Origin of the sequence: Streptomyces sp. NBC_00663, from assembly GCF_036226885.1 — a bacterium.
Classification (GTDB): Bacteria; Actinomycetota; Actinomycetes; order Streptomycetales; family Streptomycetaceae; genus Streptomyces.
Genome location: NZ_CP109027.1, coordinates 7878237 through 7898340, shown reverse-complemented (window position 1 = coordinate 7898340; position 20104 = coordinate 7878237). Strand labels below are relative to the sequence as shown.

Below are 20104 nucleotides of genomic sequence, written 5' to 3'. Positions count from 1 at the left end.
GGAGCAGCCGAATATTCGCGCACCCTCCGGGAGCCGAGCCTCTACGGGTCGAGGTCGTTCCCGGCCCGCTCGCCGAAGACGCGCATGGCCTTGGCGGTCACCGGACCCGGGGTGGCGGGCAGTTCGCGTCCGTCGACGCGGTGCACGGCCTGTACGTCGCGCAGGGTGGAGGTGAGGAAGACCTCCTCTGCCCGCTCCAGGACGTCCAGCGGCAGGTCGGTCTCCTGGGCGCCGGTCCATTCGACGGTCAACGCGCGCGTGATGCCCGCGAGGCAGCCGGAGGCGAGCGGCGGGGTGTGGATCTCACCGTCCAGGACGACGAAGACGTTCGACCCGGTGCCCTCGCACAGCTGCCCGACGGTGTTCGCGAACAGCGCCTCGGAAGCACCCTGGCCGTGCGCGCGGGAGAGCGCGACGACGTTCTCGGCGTACGAGGTGGTCTTCAGGCCGGTCAGCGCGCTGCGCTCGTTGCGGGTCCAGGGGACCGTGATCACGGCCGTGGAGTCGGGGCGGCGGGTCGTCTCACCGAGGGCGACGACCAGGGTCGGGCCGTGTTCGCCGCGGTCGGAGCCGAGCGGGCCGTGGCCGCCGGTGTAGGTGATGCGCAGCCGGCCGAGCGGCATGGGGTTGGCGTCGAGAACGGCGGCGCAGGCGCGGCGCACCTCGTCCAGGTCCGGGTCGGGCAGACCGAGGCCGCGCGCCGAGAGGGTCAGCCGGTCCAGGTGCCGGGTCAGGGCGAAGGGACGGCCGTCCACCGCCTTCACGGTCTCGAAGACGCCGTCGCCCACGGTCAGCCCGTGGTCGAAGACGGAGACGCGGGCGGACTCGCTGTCCTGTAGCACGCCGTCGAGCCATATCTTCACGTTGCTGGTCCCTCTCCGCTCACCTCGTACGTTCCCGACGCTACCGCGAGCAGCCGGGCGGCCTTCAGCTCGGTCTCCCGCCACTCCCCCTCGGGGTCGGAACCCCAGGTGATGCCCGCGCCGGTGCCGAAGCGCAGCGCGCCCTGGGCGCGGTCGATCCAGAAGGTGCGGATGCCGACGGCCAGCTCTCCGGTACCCCGGTCGGCGTCGACCCAGCCGACGCCCCCGCAGTACGGGCCGCGGGGTGCGGTCTCCAGGGCGTCGATGATGCGCAGGGCGCTGGACTTGGGCGCCCCGGTGACGGAGCCGGGTGGGAAGGCGGCGGCCAGCAGCTCCGGCCAGCCCGCGCCGTCGCGCAGCTCGCCGCGGACCGTCGAGACGAGGTGCACGAGGCCGGGGTGCTTCTCCACGACGCACAGGTCGGGGACGCTCACGCTGCCGGTGGCGCAGACCTGGCCGATGTCGTTGCGGACCAGGTCCACGATCATGACGTTCTCGGCGTAGTCCTTCTCCAGGAGGTCCGCCTCGGTGCGCCCGGTGCCTTTGATCGGCCCGGACTCGACGACCCGGTCGTCGCGGCGCAGGAACAGCTCGGGGGAGGCGGTGGATATCTCCACGCCGTGCTCGGGCAGCCGGATCGTTCCTGCGTACGGTGCCGGGTTGCCGCGGGCCAGCAGCGCGGTCAGCGCGTCCACGTCGGCGTCGGGGGCCACGGGCGCGCTCAGGACGCGGCAGAGGTTCGCCTGATAGACCTCGCCGGCCGCGATGTGCTCGCGGATGCGCCGCACCCCGGCCGTGTACCCGGCGCGGTCGAGGGACGACGTCCAGTCGCCGACCGCCGGGCCCTGCCACGCCCCCGGTACCGGGGCGGGCACCGGCTCCCGGCGTACGTCCCGGAAGCGGGCGCAGGTCAGACGGCCCTCGAAGTCGGCGCAGACCGCCCAGAAGCCGCTGGAGTCCAGGGCGGCCGGGTCGCTGGTGACGTCGAGGAGACCGGTGGCCACACGGTCACCGAAACGGGCGAGGGGAGCGAGGTCGAGCACGCGTCGAGTCTATGGCGGGTGACCTGCGGGTGACCTGGTCATGTCCCTTCGGAGCCCCTGACCAGGTGTGTGGCCAGGCGCAGCGCAGCACGCTGCGCAAACGCGTTTTTGTGCTGGCCCAGGAATCCGCTAGAGTTCAACACGTCGCCGGGACGCGCAAGCGGAACGGAAAGACAGGCGAACGTAGCTCAGTTGGTAGAGCGCAACCTTGCCAAGGTTGAGGTCGCGAGTTCGAACCTCGTCGTTCGCTCGGAAGAGCAAGGGGGATCATCCCGAACCCCCGACACTCCTGGTGGAGTGGCCGAGAGGCGAGGCAACGGCCTGCAAAGCCGTCTACACGGGTTCAAATCCCGTCTCCACCTCCAAGGACGATTAGCTCAGCGGGAGAGCGCTTCCCTGACACGGAAGAGGTCACTGGTTCAATCCCAGTATCGTCCACTGGATCTTCGAGATCATCGAAGGCCTGACCCGCGCGATTAGCTCAGCGGGAGAGCGCTTCCCTGACACGGAAGAGGTCATTGGTTCAATCCCAGTATCGCGCACGCAAGATCCACAGTCTCGACTGTGACCCCGAGGACGATTAGCTCAGCGGGAGAGCGCTTCCCTGACACGGAAGAGGTCACTGGTTCAATCCCAGTATCGTCCACACACCGAAGCCCCCGGCCTTGTGCCGGGGGCTTCTTCGTGGGCGCTCGGCCCTCGGACCGCTCAGCTGGAGAACAGCATGTGGCCGAAGCTCTTGTGCCGCTGGTGGTGACCGTAGTGGCCGCCGTGGTGACCGCCGTGCTGCGGGGCACCCCAGGCGGGCGCCGCGGGAGCCGTGGGGTACGCCTGCGGGGCGGCCGGTGGCGGCGGGGCGGGCTGGCTCCACTGGGACTCCAGGCGGGTCAGCGCCTCAAGCTCGCCGTAGTCGAGGAATATCCCGCGGCAGCCACTGCACTGCTCGATCTGAACGCCGTTGCGGTTGTACGTGTGCATGGGTGCATGGCACTTGGGACACTGCATGGTCGGCTCAACTCCTCGCCGGTCGGTCCTGCTTCATGTATCGCCAGGACAGACACTGTCCGGCTGCGGTCGGTTGCACCCTACTTCGCGAAAGTCCCGGTCAACTCGGGTGGGGCGGAACCCATTCGGGCACAGGCGTCGATCAGGGACAGTTCGACCTCGTCGAGCGGGCGGCCTGCGGTCAGGGCCTTCGTCAGCGCGCGTGCCGCGGTCTGGACGGTGAGGGCGCGGGCCGGGACGTCCAGGGCGGGCCAGGGGTCGCCGTGGGGCGGTACGGCGGGTCCGTCCGCGGCTCGGTAGGCGTCGAGGAAGCGGGTCCACTCGTCGGGCGGGAGCAGACCGCAGGCGTACCAGGCAGCCGGGCGGGCGAGGTCCCAGGCGGGGACGCCGGTGCCGAGGTCGTCGACGTCGATGAGGAGCCAGGGACCGTCGGGTGCGGGGTGGCGGACGAGTTGGCCGAGGTGGAGGTCGCCATGACAGAGGGTCCGGGTGTCCGGCATGGGCGCCTCGGCCCGGGCCCAGGCGGGGAGGGCGGCCCAGGCGCGCAGGACGGGATCCGTAGCCGGGTGGGGAGGGACCGCGCGGAGGCGGTCGACCGCCTGGGCCGCCTTGGCCGGGCCACGCATCGGGGGCAGGTCCGGGGCAGCGGGGGTGCGGTGGAGACGGGCGAGGAGAGCCGCCACCTCCTCCCAGGGGGCCGCGTCCGGGTTCTCCGGGTCCACGGGGGTGCCGTACGGCCAGAACGTGACGAGGCGGCCGTGGAGGTCCGCCGGTGTGGGGCTGAGCGGCGGAAGGAGGACGTCGGGAAGGTGGACGGCGGCGGTGAGGCGGGCGGTCAGTGCGGCCGGGGGTGTGGCGGGGGCGTGGGCCTTCGCGACCGTGTCGGCATGACGGACCACCGTGGCGTCGGGGCGGTCGGCGAGGGTGCTGGTGCCGCAGACACAGGTCGAGGTGCGGGAGTGGGCCGTGGCCTCGGCTCGGGTGGTGAGCTCGGAGAGCAGGGCGGTGGCGGTCACGGGGCTCCCTCGACGCGATGGGTCTGATGGGAGCGTACGGGGAGGTCCCGCGTCGCCCGCGGCCCGGTCGCTCGAAGCGACCGCGCCGCGGGAAAAGCAATGCCGGCGCAGCTCCCCAGCTGCGCCGGCATTTGTGCCGTCCGCCGCACCCCCGTCCCCACGGGGTTTCATGGGTGGATGTCCCCGCCCGGACCGCTCTTCCGGGCCTGGGGTCGCCGCTCAGCGCCCCAGCATCACTCCCACGGACGACGCCTGTGTGGCCACGGTCTCCCAGCCTCCGAAGAGGAGGAAGAGCAGGACCGCAGGAGGAAGGGCCATCAGCGTCGCCACCAGCGGGTGGCGACGGCCCGTGCGGCGGGGGCGGAACGTGGTGCGTCCCTGTGTGCGGACGATCGTCCGCGGTGCCGTGTGGGCCATGGTCCCTCTCCTGACCGTTCTGTTGTCGTTGGCAGCGGCGGGTGTCTGACCTCGGGGGACGAGTGCTGCACCCGCCGCTTGACCTCAAATCTAGGCGGACGGCGAGCGCCGCACGTCATGCCTTCGTACCGATTGCCGGGCCTCCCGGAGGATGAGCCATGACCTGCGGAGTACTCCCCTGGGTGGAGACGAGGACCTAGGTCTCCGGGTCTTCCCCGAGGGGGCGCCCGCTTTAGCGTGCTTTCTCCGAGCCGTCCTCGCGCGGCACCGGCTGCTCGACCAGCGCCAGGACGCGGGTCGCCATGAAGCGGGCCGTCCGGACGACGGACCCGCTGCGGGTGACTTCGCTCACTTCTACGACCCCTCGGCGGACCGCCGTCTCCACGCGGCGGCCCGCCCTGCTCGCCACCACCTCGTATGTACGCGTCGTGTCCCCTGCGTCCACGACTATCTCCACGCGATCACCCTTCACGGGTTCAATCCCCCTTCTGCGATGGATGGTTGGGAAGGCGCGCAGATCAAAGCCCGTCCGAGCGCACGCTCCCTGACCACCCCTCAATTCTCCCACCGGGCACTGACAATCCGTCGGGACGAGAGGGCGCGGCCTCTGCGCGCGGGCGGCCGCATAAACGTAAGCTGTGGCACGTCACACGGACCGGGCAGCGGGGATGAACATGGCGATGATGCGCCTGAGGCGCGAGGACCCGCGCGTCGTCGGCTCGTTCAGGCTTCACAGACGGCTCGGCGCGGGCGGTATGGGCGTCGTCTACCTGGGCTCCGACAAGAAGGGGCAGCGGGTAGCGCTGAAGGTGATCCGGCCCGATCTGGCGGAGGACCAGGAGTTCCGTTCGCGGTTCGCGCGTGAGGTGTCGGCGGCCCGGCGGATCAGGGGCGGTTGTACGGCGCGGCTCGTGGCCGCCGATCTGGACGCCGAGCGGCCGTGGTTCGCCACCCAGTACGTCCCCGGCCCCTCCCTGCACGACAAGGTCGCCGACGAGGGATCCCTGGTCGCGGCGGAGGTCGCCGCGATCGGTGCGGCCCTGTCGGAGGGGCTGGTCGCCGTGCACGAGGCCGGTGTCGTGCACCGGGATCTGAAGCCGTCCAACATCCTGCTCTCCCCCAAGGGTCCGCGGATCATCGACTTCGGCATCGCCTGGGCGACGGGGGCCTCGACGCTCACGCACGTCGGCACCGCCGTCGGCTCGCCCGGCTTCCTCGCGCCGGAGCAGGTGCGCGGCGCGGCCGTCACCCCGGCCACCGACGTGTTCTCGCTCGGCGCGACGCTGGCGTACGCCTCGATGGGCGACTCGCCCTTCGGGCACGGCAGTTCCGAGGTGATGCTGTACCGGGTGGTGCACGAGGAGGCCCAGCTGCACGGCGTACCGGATGCCCTCGCTCCGCTCGTGCGCGCCTGTCTCGCCAAGGATCCGGAGGAGCGGCCCAGCACGCTCCAACTGTCGTTGCGGCTCAAGGAGATCGCCGCACGGGAGGCGCAGGGACTCGCGGACGTACGGCCTCCCGCGCCACGCGGTGCCGACATGGACCGGCCGGCCGGGCGGGTCACCGAGAGCTATCCCGACCAGCAGCGGGTGCAGCAGCGGCGGCCTCAGGGGGCTCAAGGTTCGCAGCCGGGTCCCACGCAGCGCACTCCGGCGCCGCGCGGCGGTACGCCGTCGTCCTCGCGCGGGCCCGCTCCGTCGCGGAACGGGACGCCGTCGCGGGGTGGTGGCCCCGCGTCCCGGTCCGGTGCCCGGCCCACGCCGGCCTCGCGGAACACGACCCGGTCGGGCGGCGGGAGCCGTCCGGCGCCGCGCAGTGGTACGGGGCGCCCGGCACCCAGGACCACGGGGACGGGCCGGCGGCCCGCCAATCCGAGGCTGCTGCGGCAGCGGCTGTTCGTGTTCGTGGTCGTGACCCTGCTGGTGGCCCTCGGCATCGCCGCGGCCCAGGGGTGTCAGGGGCCCGCGCGCGGCATCGGCGACGACCGTGACGGCGTACGGCAGCAGCAGGTGCACTATCCGCCGCTGGACAAGGGGAAGTTGATGTCCGAGCGGTTCGAGTCGACGCTGGAGACGGCCGACTGAGGCTCAGAGGCCCGGGAGGACGCGGTCGAAGAACTCGAGGTCGCCCTCGAAGACCGGGTCCAGGGCCGGGAATTCCGCAGGGGTGATCCAGCGGGTGTCAGCCACTTCCGCAGGGTCGGGGACCACCTCGCCGTCGTCGGCGCGGGCGGTCCACCAGTGCAGGCGGAAGACGCCGTCGTCGGTCTGCGACTCCCAGACCTTGGCGAGCGGGACGACCGTCAGGCCGACCTCCTCACGAACCTCCCTGATCACCGCTTCCCGCTGGGTCTCCCCCGGTTCGAGCTTGCCGCTGAGGGGCTGCCAGTAGCCGGGGCGGGCCACGCCCGGGGCACGGCGGACGACCAGGACGCGGTCCCCCCGGAGGAGGACCGCGACGATCGCCTGGCGTTGGGACCCGGGGCTCACAGCTCGGGGCGGCCCGTGGCCACCGCGTAGAAGGCGACCGCCGCCGCCGCGCCGACGTTGAGGGAGTCGACGCCGTGGGCCATCGGGATGCGGACCCATTCGTCGGCGGCGACCAGGGCCTGGGTGGAGAGGCCGTCGCCCTCGGCGCCGAGCATCAGGGCGACCCGGTCCATCTTGTGCGGGGCGGCCTCGTCGAGGGTCTTGGCCTTCTCGTCCGGGGTGAGGGCGAGGAGGCTGAAGCCCGCCTCGCGGACCGACTCCAGGCTCTTGGGCCAGCTGTCGAGGCGGGCGTAGGGGACGGAGAAGACCGCGCCCATCGAGACCTTCACGCTGCGGCGGTAGAGCGGGTCGGCGCAGTCGGGCGACAGCAGCACCGCGTCCATGCCGAGGGCCGCCGCCGAGCGGAAGATCGCGCCGATGTTGGTGTGGTCGTTGACCGACTCCATGACCACGACCCGGTGGGCGGTCTGGAGGAGGTCGGTCGCCGTCGGGAGCGGCTTGCGCTGCATGGAGGCGAGCGCGCCGCGGTGCACGTGGTAGCCGGTGACCCGCTCGGCGAGCTCCGGGCTGACCGCGTACACCGGCGCCGGGAGCTCGTCGATGACATCGCGCATGACGTCGACCCACTTGGCCGACAGCAGCATCGACCGCATCTCGTAGCCGGCGTCCTTGGCCCGTCTGATGACCTTCTCGCCCTCGGCGATGAACAGGCCCTCGGCCGGTTCGCGCTTGCGGCGCAGCTCCACGTCGGTCAGGCCTGTGTAGTCGCGCAGGCGCGGGTCGTCGGGATCCTCGACGGTGATGAGATCGGCCACAGGGTGATACTGCCTTGCTCTGGGTGCGGTGCCAACGGCTGGGTACGAGTTGGGTTACCCGGGGTTACGCGGATGCCTGCGGGCCCACGCCGACGACCGCGCCGACGACGATCACCGCCGGGGGCTTCACGTCCTCGCGCACGACCGTCTCGCCGACCGTCGCGAGGGTGGCGTCCACCCGGCGCTGGGCGGCGGTGGTGCCCTCCTGGACGAGGGCGACCGGGGTGTCCGGGGACTTCCCGTGCGCCACCAGCGTCTCGGCGATCCTGCCGATCTTGTCGACGCCCATGAGGATCACGAGAGTGCCGGTGAGCTTGGCGAGCGAGGGCCAGTCGACGAGCGAGCGCTCGTCGTCAGGGGCGACATGGCCGCTGACCACCGTGAACTCGTGTGCGACACCGCGGTGGGTGACCGGGATGCCGGCCGCGCCCGGGACCGAGATCGAGCTGGAGATGCCGGGGACCACGGTGCACGGGATGCCGGCCTCGGCGAGGGCGTGCAGCTCCTCCATGCCACGGCCGAAGACGTAGGGGTCGCCGCCCTTCAGACGTACGACCGACTTGCCCTGCACGGCGTGCTCGATCAGGGCGTTGTTGATGGCCTCCTGGGCCATGAAACGGCCGTAGGGGATCTTCGCCGCGTCGATCACCTCGACATGCGGCGGGAGTTCGGCGAGAAGGTCGCGCGGGCCGAGGCGGTCGGCGATGACGACATCGGCCTCGGCGAGGAGACGGCGGCCGCGGACCGTGATCAGGTCCGGGTCACCGGGGCCGCCGCCGACGAGGGCGACACCGGGGGTGCGGGTGCGGTGGTGGGGCGCGACGAGGGTGCCGTCGCGCAGGCCCTCGACGACCGCGTCGCGGATGGCGGCGGTGTGGCGGGGGTCGCGGCCCTTGGCGTCGGTCGTGAGCACGGCGACCGTGACGCCCTCGCTGTGGCCGGTGGCCGGGGTCCAGGCTGTCGCCCGGTCCGCGTCGTCGGAGCGGACGCACCAGACGCGATGCGCTTCGGCTTCGGCGGAGGCCGCGGTGTTCGCCGCGGTGTCGCTGGTGGCGATCAGGGCGTACCAGGCGTCGGCGAGGTCACCGGTCGCATAGGGGCGCTTCTCCCAGGCGATCTCACCCGCGTCCGCCATGGCTTCGACGGAGGGGGTCGCCTCGGGGGACACGAGGAGGACGTCCGCGCCCGCCGCGATCAACGCCGGGAGGCGGCGCTGGGCGACCTGGCCGCCGCCGAGGACGACGACCTTGCGGCCGGTGAGGCGGAGGCCTACGGGGTAGGCGGGGTTTTCGGCCATGAGGGGCGGCTCCTCCGGGGGCTTGGCGGTGGCCCTGACGTGCAGATTTTAAGGGGTGGGCGGGTTCGGCGGGTCGGGTGTCCGGTGGCTGGGCGTCACTGCCGGGTGCGGGGCGGTCGTGCCCACCCGTTCCGCCGTGCGGAGCACTCACCCGGCGGGGCAGTCGTGCCGATCCGTTCCGTCGTGCGGAGCACTCACCCGGCGGGGCGGTCATGCCGATCCGTTCCGCCGTGCGGAGCACTCACCCGGCGGGGCGGTCGTGCCGATCCGTTCCGCCGTGCGGAGCACTCACCCGGCGGGGCGGTCATGCCGATCCGTTCCGCCGTGCGGAGCGCCCGCCCATCACCGCGGCACACCGAGAAGTGACAAGTGACCGCCAGGCACCGCGCCGTCCGGGCGCCAGAGGTACCCGGACGACAGAACCCGCCGCGCCGGGCACCTCTCTGTGCCCTACTTCTCGGTCACCCCTGCCGAGTCGAACGTCGCCACCTCGTGCATCGCCCTTGCCGTGCTCTGGACCAGCGGCAGGGCGAGCAGTGCGCCGGTGCCCTCGCCGAGGCGGAGGTCGAGGTCGACCAGGGGGCGCAGGCCCAGCTTGTTCAGGGCGGCCACGTGGCCCGGCTCCGCGCTGCGGTGGCCCGCGATGCAGGCCGCGAGGACCTCGGGGGCGATGGCGCGGGCCACCAGGGCGGCGGCACCGGCGCTGACGCCGTCCAGGATCACCGGGGTGCGCAGGGAGGCGCCGCCCAGGAGAAGGCCGACGATCGCCGCGTGTTCGAAGCCGCCGATCGCGGCCAGGACGCCGATCGGGTCGGCGGGGTCGGGCTGGTGGAGTTCGAGGGCACGGCGGACGACCTCGGTCTTGCGGGCGAGGGTCTCGTCGTTGATGCCGGTGCCGCGGCCGGTCACCTCGGCCGGGTCGGTGTCCGTGAAGACCGAGATCAGGGCGGCGGACGCGGTGGTGTTCGCGATGCCCATCTCGCCCGTCAGGAGCGCCTTGTTGCCGGCCGCGACCAGGTCACGGGCCGTCTCGATGCCGACCTCGATGGCCTGCTTGGCCTCCTCGCGGGTCATCGCGGGGCCGGTGGTCATGTCGGACGTGCCCGCGCGGACCTTGCGGGGCAGCAGGCCGGGGGTTGCGGGGAGGTCGGCCGCGACGCCGACGTCCACCACACAGACCTCGGCGCCCACCTGGCTCGCGAAGGCGTTGCAGACCGCGCCGCCGCCGAGGAAGTTGGCGACCATCTGGGCCGTCACCTCCTGCGGCCAGGGGGTGACGCCCTGGGCGTGCACGCCGTGGTCACCGGCGAAGATCGCGACCGCCGCGGGCTCCGGGATCGGCGGCGGGCACTGGCGGGACAGGCCGGACAGCTGGGCGGAGATGATCTCCAGCATGCCGAGCGAGCCCGGCGGCTTGGTCATCCGCTTCTGCCGCTCCCAGGCCTCGCCGAGCGCCTTCGCGTCCAGCGGGCGGATCTGGGAGACGGTCTCGGCGAGCAGGTCGTGCGGCTCCTCGCCGGGCAGGGCGCGGCGGCCGTACGTCTCCTCGTGGACGACCCATGACAGCGGGCGGCGCTTGGACCAGCCGGCCTGCATCAGCTCGGGCTCGTCCGGGAACTCGTCTACGTACCCGACGCACAGGTAGGCGATGACTTCGAGGTGCTCGGGCAGGCCCAGCGCCCGCACCATCTCGCGCTCGTCGAAGAAGCTGACCCAGCCGACGCCGAGGCCCTCGGCGCGGGCGGCGAGCCACAGGTTCTCGACGGCGAGGGCGGCGGAGTACGGCGCCATCTGCGGCTGGGTGTGCCGGCCGAGGGTGTGACGGCCGCCGCGGGTCGGGTCGGCGGTGACGACGATGTTCACCGGGGTGTCGAGGATGGCCTCGATCTTCAGTTCCTTGAACTGCTTCGCCCGGCCCTTGGGGAGGGACTTGGCGTACGCGTCACGCTGGCGCATCGCCAACTCGTGCATGCTGCGGCGGGTGTCGGCGGAGCGGATGACGACGAAGTCCCACGGCTGCGAGTGGCCCACGGACGGGGCCGTGTGGGCCGCCTCCAGGACGCGGAGCAGCACCTCGTGCGGGATGGGGTCGCTGCGGAAGCCGTTGCGGATGTCGCGGCGCTCGCGCATGACCTTGAGGACGGCCTCGCGCTCGGCGTCGTCGTAGGCGGGCGCGGCCGGGCCGGTGGACTGACGTACTTCTTCCACGGTGGCCGTGCTTTCTTCCTGATCGGCGGCCCGGGTGTCCAGGTCGTCGGCGTTCTGTACGAGTTCCACGAGTTCCGGGTCGTCGCCCTCGCGGGGGGCGGGGACCGCGGCCTGGTCCTGCGGAGCCCCGGCGTCCCCCGCGGCCTCCGCGGGGAGGACCAGCGGCTGCGGTGGAGTGGGGGCGAGGTGCGGAGTCGTCGGCACGGAACCCTCCACCTGGACGAACTGGCCCAGGGGTTGGTCGGGATGGGGAGTGGCGGAGGCGCCGGGGGTCTGCGCGGGCGTGGCCTGGTCCATGAACAGCACCTGGGGGCCCGCGGGTTCGGCGATGAGCCCGTGGGGGGCCGAGAGCTGCGGGGCGTCGGCTTGCGCGGATGCGGCAGCGGGGACGGGAACGGGAACGGCCTGGAGGTATCCCGGCTGGGCCGCGTCCGTCGCCGGAACCTCGGGCTGAGGTGCGTCCACGACCTGGAGCGCGGGGTCGGGGGCGGCGACCGGCTGAGGGGTGGCTCCCGCCTCGGCCGCGGTCTGCTGATCGGGGGTGCCCGGTGCGAGGTCCGTGGGGTGGGGCAACGGCTCGGCGCCGGGGGCGGCTTCGGGCGACGGTTCCACGGCGATGACCTCCGCGGCGGCGACGGGGTCGGCGGCCGTGGCGGTGTCCTCCGGCTGCGCGATCTGTACGGCGACGGCCGTCGCGGGGGTGTCGGTGGCGGGAGTCGCTGGGGCGGTTGCCGGTGAGGTCGCCTCGGGGGTGTCCGTGGCAGGAGCCGCGGGGGCGGTCGCCGGTGAGGTCGCCTCGGGCTGCGACGGCTGCGTCACGCCTTCGGCGGCCTGCGGGGTCGGTACGGCTTCGGGGGCGTCCGGGGCCAGCGCCGGAGCCTGAGCCGGGGCGGGGGGCTCGGAGACGGTCACGGTCTCGGCGACGGGGGCCTCGGACGGGGCGGCGGGGGCTTCGGCGACCTGGGCGGGCTCGGGCGTGGCGGCGGGGGCTTCGCCGGGAGCCGCCTCTACGGGGGTGCTCGTCTCGGCTACGGCAGCGGCGTCGGTGGCTTCAGGCGCGGGCGCGATGACGGTCGGGGCGGCGGCGTCAGGGGCGGGGGCCGTGGGAACGGTGGCCTCCGGCTCGGTGACTGCGGGGGTGACCTCTTCCGGCGTGGCAGCCGGGTCGGTGGCTTCGGCAACGGGAGCGAGAGCAACGGCTTCGGCGGTGGAGTCGGCAGCCTGAGTCACGGCGGGCTGGCCGGTGGCCTCAGCCACGGCAGCCTCCCCGGCCTCATCGGCCGCCACAGCATCCGCGACCTGCCCGGTCTCGGGCGCAACGGCTTCCGGAGGCAGCGGCACCTGCGACTCCGGGGCGCCCTGGGCCTGCGGCACGTGCGCCTCGGTGACTTCGGCGGCCTGCGGAACCGTCGGCTCGACACCCGGCGGTACAACCGGAGCCTCGGCAACCTGACCGGCGACGGCCTCGGGCAGGACCCCGGTGGCCGCGGCCTGCCCGGCGTCCGCAACGGGGGTCGCGTCGACGGCTTGCCCCGCAGTATCGGCGGCCTCAACTCCGGCAGCCTGGGCGGCTTCGGCGGCGACCGCCTGACCGACTTCACCACCGTTCACCACGGCAGCGGTCTGCTCGGCATCGACACCGGCACCGGCACCGGCACCGGCCAGGTCCGCACCGCCGGTCTCGGAAGCCTCGGCCGGAACCTCCCCGGCCACCGGCGGCTCCCCACCGTCCGTGTCGGACACCGCACCGGCGACGGGAGCATCCTCACCGCCGACCGGAGCCTGCGCCGCCGGATACGCACCCTCCAACTGCACGCCTTCCGACTGCGCACCTTCGAACTGCACGCCCTCCTGATACGCGGCCTCGGGATACACACCTTCCGACGGCGCACCTTCCAGAAGCGCACCCTCCGGATACACGCCCTCCGACGGCGCACCCCCCGCCTGCCCCACAGCCGTGGCAACCCCCGCCTCACCCGTCAGGCGGGCGACCGTGGCCTGGGCCGCGCCCACCGGCTCCGGGGTCTGCTGGACCGCGTGGTCCATCGCCGGGACAACCGTTTCGGCAGCCTGGGCCACCGCGCCCGCGGGGGCCTGGGCGCCCCAGGGTGCGGCGCCCTGCGGGGCCATCTCACGCAGCGACTGCGGGACGTCGAGGTACTCGGGGCCCGTGGTCGGCGGGCCCGCGTGGCGGGGCGGCGCGCCTGCGGGGCCGCGGTCCGCGAGGGAGCGGACCGGGCTCGCGGAGGCGTCCGGGATGGGCGGGCCGAGGTGCAGGGGCCGACGAGGGGTAATCGGCGGGATCGGCGTCGTAGGAGCTGACGGGACGGGCTGCGGGTTGGGGAAACGGACGCCGCCGAGGTCGACGGAGCCGCTGTCGCGGCCGGCCGTCTCATGCGGACCGGGCTCGTGCACAGGCTCCGCAGGGGCACCCTGTGCGAACTCCCCGAAGGGCTCCTGCGCGGGCTGCCCGAAGGGCTCCTGCGCGGGCTGCCCGAAGGGCTCCTGCGCGGCGTCGGCGAACGGCTCCTGCACCGCGTCCGCGAACGGCGCCTGCACGGTCTCGACGACGGGCTCCGGCGCGGGCGGGGCGACCTCGTTGCCCCATGCGCCCTGGGCGCCCGGCAGCAGCAACAGGTCTTCGTCCTCGGCGGTGGTCTCGGAGAGGTAGGTGTACGCACCGTGCGCAGGGACGCCCGGCTGTTCCACCATGCCTACGTTCTCCGGCAGTCCCTCGCCCGGGACCTGGCCGGTGTCGGTCATGCGTACCCCTCGCCCATCGGTTAGTGCTTCTACGACCAGCTCACCGGGAACGGCGCACCGACCGCCCCCGCAGTGAAGAACGAGCGTGCGTGCCCAGCGGCACGAACGGCCCGCCGAGAAAGACGACAAAGCCATTAACTGGCATTGTCCCGGCCGTTCCCCCGTCGCGACAGGTTGATCCGCGACAGCCCGCTGTGGACTGCGCCACGTTGCGCGTCCTCCGGTTCTGCCGTACCACACCCACCCCAAAACGGGCGCGTTTTCCGGACATTGACGAACGAAAGGCCGGGCCACGGGGTGCGGTACAACAGTCGGCCAGCCTACCGCGCGCAGTACGACAACAGGATCACGGGGAGGACAAACAGGGTCACCCGGTGCGGTCGGGCAATACCCCGCTGAGCAGGAACGCGACGCTCCGTTCCGTCTCCGTCCAGGCCCTGGTGTCGAGTTCGACGGACTGGAGGAGGGCGCACTCGACGCGGTAGCCGTGTTCGGTCAGGTCGCGGCCGAGGAGTTCGGCCTCGTCGCGGGTCGAGGCGTGGGCGACGATGCGCTGGGGGCGGCGGTCGGCGACCGCGGAGACGACCGCGGCTCCCCCGCCGCCGACGCGGACGACGTCCGGTTCGGGCAGGTTCTCCAGGACGTGCGGGGCGGTGCCGCGGACGATCTGGAGCTGGACGCCGAACCGCCGGGCGGCGGCGTCGGTGCGGCCGCAGGCGGTGAGGTCCCGGTCGACGGCGATGACGGCGGCGCCGGCCCGGGCGGCCTCGGTGGCGAAGGCACCGCTGCCGCAGCCGATGTCCCAGACGAGGTCACCGACGCGCGGGCCGAGACGGGCGAGTTGGGCCGCGCGCAGCACCTCGGTCTCGCCCTCGCCGAGCGGGCCGTCGTAGGCGTCGGCGGGCTGGACCCAGCCGCGCGGTCCGGTGCCGGGGTCCCGGCCGGCGATCCAGCCGCCGCCGTCGGCCGCGGCGACCGGGCCGCCCATGACGATGACCACGTTGGGGTCGCGCCAGGTGTGATCGGCGGCCTTGTCGGAGGTGAGGACCGTGACCTGTTCGCGTGCGGTGCCGAGTTCCTCGCAGATGACGAAGGTGCGGTGGACGCCCTCCATCAGGAGGCCGAGTTCGGCGGGGCCGGCGCCCGGTGAGGTGAGGACGGCGACCTTGGTGTGGGCGCGGCACACGTTCACCGCGCGGCGCAGGGTGCGGCGGTGTGCGACGACCACCTGGGCGTCGTCCCAGGGCATGCCGGCGCGGGCGAAGGCGGCGGCGACCGAGGAGACGGCGGGGACGACCTCGACCTCCAGGCCGAACTCGGGTGCGCGCAGGGTTCGTACGACTCCGAAGAAGCCGGGATCGCCGTCCGCGAGGACGACCGCGGTGCCGCGGTGGCCGGCGATCCGGCGGGCGGCCAGCGAGACACTGCCGAGGCGGGTGCGTTCGGCGCCGGGCGGTACCTCGGGCAGTTCCAGATGGTGGGCGGCGCCCGCCACCAGGGTCGCGGCACCGAGCGCGGCGCGGGCCGCGGCCGTCAGCGGCGAGCCGTCCCAGCCGATCACCGTGACCCGGTCGGCCATCTTCGTCAGTCTCCAGGTTTGCGCAGGTCGTCAGGGGCGGGCTCCGTGAGGGTACCTGGTCGACCCGGCGAACGCGGAAAGCGGTACCGTCCGCCCCTCCTGGTTCAGTTCCAGTCGCCGTACGACGTGAAACCGCCCGAGTCGGCCAACTGCTCCCCCGCGCCCTCGATGTCCTCCGGCAGCAGGCTCCAGACGATGAAGTCGGTGCGGACGTCGGCCCAGGTGTCGTCCTCGGTGCGGACCCGCGCTATGCAGGCGTTGCGCAGGACGCCCTCGCTGATGCAGCCGATCTTCTGGGCGACCTGCTGGGAGGCGGTGTTGTCGGCGGCCGTGCGGAGCTCTATGCGCTCGAACTTCTGGTCGGTGAACAGCCATTGGGCGGTGGCGAGCGCGGCCTCGGAGGCGTAGCCCTCGCCGCGGGCCCAGGGGGCGATGATGTACGACAGTTCCGTGGCGCGGATGTGCCAGTTGGTCTTCGTCAGCTGGACGACGCCGACCAGGCGCTGGGTGAGGAACTCGGTGACGGCGAGGTCCAGTCCGCGGCCCGCCGCGCGTTCGGTGGGCGCGTACTCGCTGATCCAGCCGCGCGCGTTCTCCTCGGTGAAGGGCTGGGGAACGTCGGTCCAGGCCGCGACCTGCTCGTCGTTCATCATCTCGGTCAACGCGGGCACATCGTCCTCGTCGAGGGGACGCAGCACCAACCGCTCCGTGCTGATGGAGATGTTGGGGAAGGTGCTAGTCATGCGCCGCTCCGTAACCTTCGGGAACCTTCAGGGCCTGCTGAACTGCCCAGCATGCAGCATGAAAGCACTCAACCGCACGACAGGGTCCACTCGGGGTGATCGAGTGGACCCTGTACGTATCGGTACGTATCAGAAGGACGGGATGACGGAACCGTCGTACTTGTCCTCGATGAACTTCTTGACCTCGTCGGAGGTGAGGAGCTTGGCGAGCTTCTTCACGCGCGGGTCGTCCTCGTTGCCGTCCTTCACCGCGAGGAAGTTGCCGTACGGGTTGTCCGTCGCGGACTCCAGGACGAGGGCGTCCTCGGCGGGCGAGAGGTCGGCCTCGATGGCGTAGTTGCCGTTGATGACGGCCGCGTCGACGTCGTCCAGGGAGCGCGGGGTCTGGGCCGCCTCCAGCTCCTTGAACTTGAGGTTCTTGGGGTTCTTGGTGATGTCGGCGGGGGTCGCCTCGTTGCCCACGCCGTCCTTGAGCGTGATGATCCCGTTGGCGGCGAGGAGCTTGAGCGCACGGGCCTCGTTGACGCTGTCGTTCGGGACCGCGACGGTGGCGCCGCTCTTCAGCGCGTCGGCGCTCTTCACCGTGTGGGAGTAGAGGCCGAGCGGCTCCAGGTGGACCGTCACGACGGGCACGATGTGGGTGCCGTTCTTCTTGTTGAAGTCGTCGAGGTACGGCTGGTTCTGGAAGTAGTTGGCGTCGACCGAGCCGTCCTCCGTCGCCGTGTTCGGCGTGACGTAGTCGGTGAACTCCTTGACCTCCAGGTCGAGGCCCGCCTTCTTCGCCAGGTTGTCCTTGACGTAGTTGAGGATCTCGGCGTGCGGGGTGGGGCTCGCGGCGACGACCAGCGGGCCGCTGGTGTCGGTGGAACCCGCGGAGCCGTTCTCCGAGCCGCATGCGGCGAGCCCGAAGGTGAGGGCGCCGGCGGCGAGGACTGCGGTCGTGAGCTTTGCGGTGTTACGCACGAAAAGTGCCTTTCCTTTTGGGCAGAGCGACCCCGCGATGGGTGTGCGGGGAAGTTTTCGGAAGCTTTCGGAAGCTTTCGAGGGGGTGGGTCAGACGGTCTTGGTGTCGGCCGTCGCGGCCTTCAGCAGCCGCAGCTTCGGCGCCGGACCCGTCTTGCCGCCGCGGCTGTGCAGCGAGCGGGCCGCGATGTCGCCGGCGAACTGGATCAGCGAGATGACGACCGCGAGGATCGCGACGGTGATCCACATGAGCTGGGTCTCGAAGCGCTGGTAGCCGTAGCGGATGGCGATGTCGCCGAGGCCGCCGGCGCCGACGGTGCCGGCCATCGCGGAGTAGCCGATCAGCGCCACGATCGTGGTCGTGGTGCTGGCGATCAGGGAGGGCAGCGACTCCGGTACGAGGACCTTGCGGACGATGGTCCAGGTGTTGCCGCCCATCGACTGCACGGCCTCGACGAGTCCGCCGTCCACTTCGCGAACCGCCGTCTCGACGAGGCGCGCGAAGAACGGGATCGCCCCGATGGCGAGCGGCACGATCGCGGCCTCACGGCCGATGGTGGTGCCGGTGATGGAGCGGGTGAAGCCCATCAGCGCGACCATCAGGATGATGAACGGCATCGACCGGGCGACGTTCACGACCTGACCGATGACCTTGTTGGCGACGACGTTCTGGAGGAGCCCGCCCCGGTCGGTGAGGACGAGGAGGACACCGAGCGGAAGGCCGCCGACGACGGCGATGACGGTGGACCAGCCGACCATGTAGAGGGTGTCCCAACACGCCTGGGACAGCAGGGGCTGCATCTCGGACCAGGTCACTTGGCACCTTCCTTCACGAGCACCGGCTCGTCGACGACGTCGATCTGGAGGCCCTGCTCGCGCAGGAACCCGATCGGCACGACGTTGTCCTCGTAGCGGCCGGGCAGTTCGATGCGCATCCGGCCGACCTGGAGGCCGCCGACGGTGTCGATGGCGGCGCCGAGGATGGAGATGTCGATGTTGTAGGTGCGCGACAGCTGGGAGATGACCGGCTGGGTCGCGGCCTCGCCGTGGAAGGTGACGTCGACGACGGTGCGGTCGGCGCCGGTGGCCTCGCCACCGACCGGGAAGAGCGCGGTGGCGAGCTCGGAGCCGGGGGTCGCGAGCAGTTCGCTCACCGTCCCGGACTCGACGATGCGGCCGTTCTCCATGAGGGCGGCGGAGTCGCAGATCGACTTCACGACGTCCATCTCGTGGGTGATGAGCAGGACGGTCAGGCCCAGTTGGCGGTTGAGGTCGCGCAGCAGCTGGAGGATGGAGCGGGTGGTCTCCGGGTCGAGGGCGCTGGTGGCCTCGTCGGAGAGCAGGACCTTGGGGTCGCCGGCCAGGGCGCGGGCGATGCCGACGCGCTGCTTCTGGCCGCCGGAGAGCTGGGCCGGGTAGGCCTTCGCCTTGTCGGCCAGCCCGACGAGGTCGAGCAGTTCCAGTGCCTTGCGCGAGCGCTCCTTGCCGGACTTGCCGAGGATCTCGAGGGGCAGCTCGATGTTGTCCTGGACGGTCCGGGAGGACAGCAGGTTGAAGTGCTGGAAGACCATGCCGATACGGCTGCGCGCCTCGCGGAGTTCCTTGCCGGCCCGCGGGCCGCGCCCGGCGAGGGCGGTGAGGTCCCGGCCGGCGACGGTGACCGTGCCGGCGGTGGGGCGCTCCAGCAGGTTGACGCAGCGGATGAGGGAGGACTTGCCGGCGCCGGACTGGCCGATGACGCCGTAGACCTCGCCTTCGCGGACGTGGAGATCGACGCCGTCGAGGGCGGTGACCTCTCGGCCGCGTGAGCGGTAGACCTTGGTGAGGCCCGTTGTGGTGATCACTGGGATTCCATCACTGTCGAGTTCGTACGCGGGCGTGGGTGTGCCCTGGTACGAGAGGAACGGGTGTGCGCGGGGCAGCACGGTCACGTACGGCGAAACACGTACGGACATGCCACAGCTGCTCGCTTCGGGGCGCGAGGCTCAGGGGGTGGTGCGGGGGCCCTCTAGAAGGCGCACATTCGACACATACAGCGAGCACCGGGCGTCATGGTCGCCTCGGTCGCAAGGGTGCGGCTGCTCGTCGTGGTCATGGAATCAGTAAAGCAGACGTATGGTCCTTACCAACCGCCGCTGTCCGCATCGTGGACAGCGGCGGACAGGTCTCACGGTCGGGTGGAGATCTCCACGCCGGCCGCCGTGACCAGGGCGGACAAGGCCGAGAGGTTCTCGATCACCAGGTCGGCCTCCAGCTCGTGGGCCTGGTGGGTTGTGGTCAATGCCACGGTGATCATCCCGGCGGCGCGTCCGGCCGCGAGGCCCGCGGGGGCGTCCTCGAAGACGACGCAGTCGGCGGGGTCCACACCGAGCTCGCGGGCGGCGAGGAGGTAGGGCTCGGGGTCGGGCTTGCCGCGGGTGATGTCGTCGGCGCAGACGAGGGTCTTGGGCAGGATGCCGACGGCGTCGAGGCGGGCCTCGGCGAGCCGGCGGGTGGCGGAGGTCACCACGGCCCAGCGGTCGGCGGGCAGCGAGGCGAGGAAGTCGCGGGTGCCGGGCAGCAGCTGGACACCGTCGTTGGGCACGTCCTCCACCTCCAGCCTCTCGATCCGCGCGACGGCCTTGGGCACGATCTCGGCGGGCAGCAGATCAGCGGCTATCTCGACGGCCGGCCGCCCGTGCAGCTCCACGCGCGCGAAGTCCTCGGCCGTGATGCCGTACTCCTCGGCCCACTGCCGCCAGCAGCGGTCCACGGAGGCGAGGGAGGAGACGAGGGTGCCGTCGTTGTCGAAAAGCATGGCCTGTGCACGGATCTTCATGCCCTCGACCCTACGGGGTCGCGCCGGTTGCTCGAATCTCTCTGCACGGCGCCTCGGGGCGAGGCCGGGGCCGACCCCGGCCGGT

At 72.1% G+C, this 20104-nt stretch carries 17 protein-coding genes and 5 tRNA genes; 6 read left to right on the top strand and 16 right to left on the bottom strand.

Features of this window, described 5'->3' with window-relative positions:
* Positions 1-41: 41 nt before the first annotated feature.
* Entirely contained in the window at positions 42-863 is an 822-nt protein-coding gene (locus tag OG866_RS35825) for an aminotransferase class IV (RefSeq protein ID WP_329341261.1), read from the bottom strand.
* On the bottom strand, positions 860-1906 hold the full coding sequence (locus OG866_RS35820) for a chorismate-binding protein (RefSeq protein ID WP_329341259.1): 1047 nt from the start codon (positions 1904-1906) through the stop codon (positions 860-862). The genes OG866_RS35825 and OG866_RS35820 overlap by 4 nt, the downstream gene beginning before the upstream one ends.
* A 177-nt stretch (positions 1907-2083) precedes the next feature.
* Here OG866_RS35820 and OG866_RS35815 point away from each other — a divergent pair.
* From OG866_RS35815 to OG866_RS35795, 5 genes are all read left to right on the top strand, one after another.
* A tRNA-Gly gene (locus OG866_RS35815) sits at positions 2084-2156 on the top strand.
* A 41-nt stretch (positions 2157-2197) separates the two neighbouring features.
* Positions 2198-2271, top strand: a tRNA-Cys gene (locus tag OG866_RS35810).
* 1 nt (position 2272) lies between these two features.
* A tRNA-Val gene (locus OG866_RS35805) sits at positions 2273-2344 on the top strand.
* 32 nt (positions 2345-2376) lie between these two features.
* Positions 2377-2448: transfer RNA gene (locus OG866_RS35800), tRNA-Val, on the top strand.
* A 32-nt stretch (positions 2449-2480) separates the two neighbouring features.
* Positions 2481-2552 (top strand) — tRNA-Val (locus OG866_RS35795).
* Positions 2553-2614: 62 nt separating this feature from the next.
* Here OG866_RS35795 and OG866_RS35790 read toward each other — a convergent pair.
* The 4 genes from OG866_RS35790 to OG866_RS35775 all read right to left on the bottom strand — a co-directional run bounded on the left by OG866_RS35790 (position 2615) and on the right by OG866_RS35775 (position 4816).
* Positions 2615-2911 carry a TFIIB-type zinc ribbon-containing protein gene (locus tag OG866_RS35790; protein WP_329341257.1) on the bottom strand — a complete coding sequence of 99 codons (297 nt, stop codon included), beginning with the start codon at positions 2909-2911 and terminating at the stop codon, positions 2615-2617.
* 80 nt (positions 2912-2991) lie between these two features.
* Positions 2992-3927, bottom strand: coding sequence for a phosphotransferase family protein (locus OG866_RS35785; RefSeq protein WP_329341255.1), 936 nt, complete (start codon positions 3925-3927; stop codon positions 2992-2994).
* 219 nt (positions 3928-4146) lie between these two features.
* Positions 4147-4344, bottom strand: coding sequence for a hypothetical protein (locus OG866_RS35780; RefSeq protein ID WP_059196429.1), 198 nt, complete (start codon positions 4342-4344; stop codon positions 4147-4149).
* A gap of 232 nt (positions 4345-4576) precedes the next feature.
* Positions 4577-4816: a hypothetical protein gene (locus OG866_RS35775; protein WP_329341253.1), complete on the bottom strand. Its 240-nt coding sequence runs from the start codon at positions 4814-4816 to the stop codon at positions 4577-4579.
* A 196-nt stretch (positions 4817-5012) separates the two neighbouring features.
* Here OG866_RS35775 and OG866_RS35770 point away from each other — a divergent pair, with 196 nt between their 5' ends.
* Positions 5013-6428, top strand: coding sequence for a serine/threonine-protein kinase (locus OG866_RS35770; RefSeq protein WP_329344447.1), 1416 nt, complete (start codon positions 5013-5015; stop codon positions 6426-6428).
* Positions 6429-6431: 3 nt separating this feature from the next.
* On the opposite strand, the gene OG866_RS35765 is transcribed toward OG866_RS35770, so the two are convergent.
* The 10 genes from OG866_RS35765 to OG866_RS35720 form a co-directional block, all read right to left on the bottom strand.
* Positions 6432-6833, bottom strand: a complete 402-nt coding sequence (locus tag OG866_RS35765; RefSeq protein WP_329341252.1) for an NUDIX domain-containing protein — start codon at positions 6831-6833, stop codon at positions 6432-6434.
* On the bottom strand, positions 6830-7648 hold the full coding sequence (locus tag OG866_RS35760; protein ID WP_329341250.1) for a TrmH family RNA methyltransferase: 819 nt from the start codon (positions 7646-7648) through the stop codon (positions 6830-6832). The genes OG866_RS35765 and OG866_RS35760 overlap by 4 nt, the downstream gene beginning before the upstream one ends.
* Before the next feature lie 64 nt (positions 7649-7712).
* Positions 7713-8945 (bottom strand): uroporphyrinogen-III C-methyltransferase, encoded by a 1233-nt coding sequence (gene cobA / locus OG866_RS35755; protein ID WP_329341248.1) that lies wholly within the window; start codon positions 8943-8945, stop codon positions 7713-7715.
* A gap of 450 nt (positions 8946-9395) precedes the next feature.
* Positions 9396-13916, bottom strand: coding sequence for a nicotinate-nucleotide--dimethylbenzimidazole phosphoribosyltransferase (gene cobT / locus OG866_RS35750; RefSeq protein WP_329341247.1), 4521 nt, complete (start codon positions 13914-13916; stop codon positions 9396-9398).
* Between the two features lie 367 nt (positions 13917-14283).
* Complete coding sequence (gene cbiE, locus OG866_RS35745) at positions 14284-15495, bottom strand: precorrin-6y C5,15-methyltransferase (decarboxylating) subunit CbiE (RefSeq protein ID WP_329341245.1); 1212 nt, start codon at positions 15493-15495, stop codon at positions 14284-14286.
* A gap of 104 nt (positions 15496-15599) precedes the next feature.
* Complete coding sequence (locus tag OG866_RS35740; RefSeq protein WP_329341243.1) at positions 15600-16238, bottom strand: GNAT family N-acetyltransferase; 639 nt, start codon at positions 16236-16238, stop codon at positions 15600-15602.
* 129 nt (positions 16239-16367) lie between these two features.
* Entirely contained in the window at positions 16368-17201 is an 834-nt protein-coding gene (locus tag OG866_RS35735) for a MetQ/NlpA family ABC transporter substrate-binding protein (RefSeq protein WP_329341242.1), read from the bottom strand.
* A 90-nt stretch (positions 17202-17291) separates the two neighbouring features.
* Positions 17292-18017 carry a methionine ABC transporter permease gene (locus tag OG866_RS35730; protein ID WP_329341240.1) on the bottom strand — a complete coding sequence of 242 codons (726 nt, stop codon included), beginning with the start codon at positions 18015-18017 and terminating at the stop codon, positions 17292-17294.
* Positions 18014-19045, bottom strand: a complete 1032-nt coding sequence (locus OG866_RS35725) for a methionine ABC transporter ATP-binding protein (RefSeq protein WP_329344445.1) — start codon at positions 19043-19045, stop codon at positions 18014-18016. Before OG866_RS35725 ends, OG866_RS35730 begins: the two co-directional genes overlap by 4 nt.
* 323 nt (positions 19046-19368) lie before the next feature.
* The gene (locus tag OG866_RS35720; RefSeq protein ID WP_329341239.1) at positions 19369-20019 is read right to left on the bottom strand and encodes an HAD-IA family hydrolase; all 651 of its coding nucleotides are present in this window, start codon (positions 20017-20019) and stop codon (positions 19369-19371) included.
* Positions 20020-20104: the final 85 nt, after the last annotated feature.